We start from the raw sequence: 2,321 nt of genomic DNA on the forward strand, positions 1-2,321 counted from the left end.
CCCTCGCGGGGGGTAGAGGGAGGGAGTGTCGATCAAACTCTCAGGCCGAGCCGGACCGGGCTCGGATGGGTCGCTGCGAATTCAGGCAGGTCGGTCGTTGCGGCGAGAACCCCCTCCCCCTACCCCCTCCCGCAAGGGGAGGGGGAGAGTAAATTGGAAAGGGGGGTGGCTCGGTCCGGCCTTACTTCGCCAGCGCCACGTCGATGTCGGCCGAGGCCTTCTTCAGCGCTTCCTCGGGGGCCATCTGGCCGACCAGGGCGAGCTGGAGATAGTCGCCGAGGATCGATTCGACCTGCGGCCACTGCTTGATCCGCGGCCGCGACACGCCGGCCTGCAGCGCCTTCAGCTGGTCCGGGTACCAGCGATACTTGGCGACCAGGTCCTTGTCGGCGTAGAGCGCGGTCAGCGTCGGCGGCAGGCCGAAGCGCAGCGCCAGCTCCTTCTGCATGTCGGCGCTGTTGAGGAAGGCCAGGAACTTCTGCGCCCCCGCGGCATTCGGCGCGCCCGACGGCACCGCGACCTGCCAGATGCCGAGCATCGGCGCCGGGCCGGCGGTCTCACCCGGGGCCGGGCCGATCGCGACCTTGCCGACGACCTTGGATTTGTCGGCCTCGTCCAGCGACGGCACCCAGGCCGGCCAGACTTCGATCGCCATGGCGGCACGGCCCTGCTGCAGCGCGTCGCGCACTTCCGTGGCGTTGTAGGTCTCGACCCCGGTCGGGGCATAGGCCTTCAGCGACAGGAACTGTTGCAGCGCCTTGACCCCGGCGGGCGACGCCAGCGCCGCCTTGCCGGCATCGTCGATGATCTGGCCGCCATGGGCCCAGAAGATCGGCAGGAAGCCGGTGACGATCGGGTTGCCCTTGGTGCCGCGGAACACGACGCCCGATATGGCCGGGTCCTTGGCCTTCAGCACCTCGGCCGCCTTGACCACGTCGCTCCAGCTCTTCGGCGCGGCCAGGCCCGCCGCCTCGAACAGGTCGGTGCGGTAGGCGAACATCTCGACATTGCCGACGAAGGGCAGCGCCACGATCTGCCCGTCCTTGCCCTTGGACAGGGCGGCCAGGCTGGGCACCACGCCCGAGAGATCGGCGGTGACCGGCTTCAGCCAGCCATTGGCGGTGAATTCCGGCATCCAGGTGTCGTCAGCGACGATCACGTCATAGGCGTCGGCGCCGCCGCGCAGCGACACCACCAGCTTCTCGTACAGGCTGCCATAGGGCAGCTTCAGCAATTCGATCTCGGTGTCCGGCGACGCCTTCTTGTAGGCATCGACGACATAGGCCAGCGCGTCGCCATAGACGCCGTCGCGGCCGGCGATCACCAGCTCGTCCGCCTGCGCGGTCCCGGCCAGCAGCAGTGCCGCCAAGCCAATTGCGCCGCTGATCAACTTCCCCGTCATGTCCAATCCCTCCCAGTCCGCAGGATGGTCAGCGATGCCGGCTGGGCCGCCAAGTCCATGAACACGTGTTCATGATCGACAATCCCAACGCATAGCCCGCACCGCTCTCCGGCGGCGGTTCTATCATGACCTCGTAAACCGCACGTTTTCAAGGAAATGAATGTTTCGTGACGATCCGGTGACATCGTTTCGGGATCGTGCAGCATCGCTGTCAGCCCCCTCGTCTTCGTGAACACGTGTGCGCTATGCTGACAGGGACACGGGAGCGATGATGACACGGCGACGGCAGAATATCGACACGCGGCCGGTCACGGCCCAGGCGGTGGCGGACCGGGCGGGGGTGTCCCGCGCCACGGTTTCGCGCATCATGTCGGGCCAGGCCCGGGTGGCGGTGGAGACGCGCGACCGGGTGCTGGAGGCGGCATCGGCCCTGGGCTACCAGGTCAACATGCTGGGCCGCGGCATGAACCGCCAGCGGTCGGACCTGGTCGGCATCGTCGTGCGCGGCGCCACCGACCCCTATCGCGCCAGCCTGTTCGAGGCGCTGCTGCGCGAGATCGACGGCCGCGGCCTGCAATCGCTGGTCAGCGAGATCGGCGACGAGGCGGCGCTGGACCGCACCATCGCCCGCTTCCTGCAATACCGCGTCACCGGCGTGCTGGTGACATCCGGCGCGCCGCCGATCGCCCTGGCCGAGCAATGCGCCCGGCTGGGCATCCCGGTGGTGGCGATCAACCGGGCCGTGGCGATCGACGGCGTCGACGCGGTGCTGTCGGACAATGCGACCGGCGGCCGGCTGGCGGCGGAATCGCTGCTGGCCGCCGGCTGCCGCCACCTGGGGTTCCTCGGGGTCGAGGGCGGCACCTACAGCGGCCTGGCCCGCAGCGCCGCCTTCGTCGCCGCGCTGGCGCCGGCCCTG

At 69.1% G+C, this 2,321-nt stretch carries 2 protein-coding genes; one reads left to right on the forward strand and one right to left on the reverse strand.

The genetic code is table 11. The features are described 5' to 3' along the window. Window positions 1-181 precede the first annotated feature (181 nt). A complete protein-coding gene (locus AC3XYG_RS23300; RefSeq protein ID WP_489142252.1) occupies window positions 182-1,402 on the reverse strand; it encodes an ABC transporter substrate-binding protein in 1,221 nt (406 codons plus the stop codon). Window positions 1,403-1,670: 268 nt separating this feature from the next. On the opposite strand from AC3XYG_RS23300, the gene AC3XYG_RS23305 reads away from it, so the two are divergent. After that, window positions 1,671-2,321 (forward strand): LacI family DNA-binding transcriptional regulator (locus AC3XYG_RS23305; RefSeq protein WP_489142253.1); only part of this gene is annotated, 651 nt, incomplete at its 3' end.

The sequence above is a fragment of the Inquilinus sp. genome, from assembly GCF_057815775.1.

What these genes read in the sequence shown, in the direction of transcription:
- AC3XYG_RS23300 (WP_489142252.1), bottom strand. Translation starts at nt 1,402, where the DNA reads ATGACGGGGAAGTTGATCAGCGGCGCAATTGGCTTGGCGGCACTGCTG.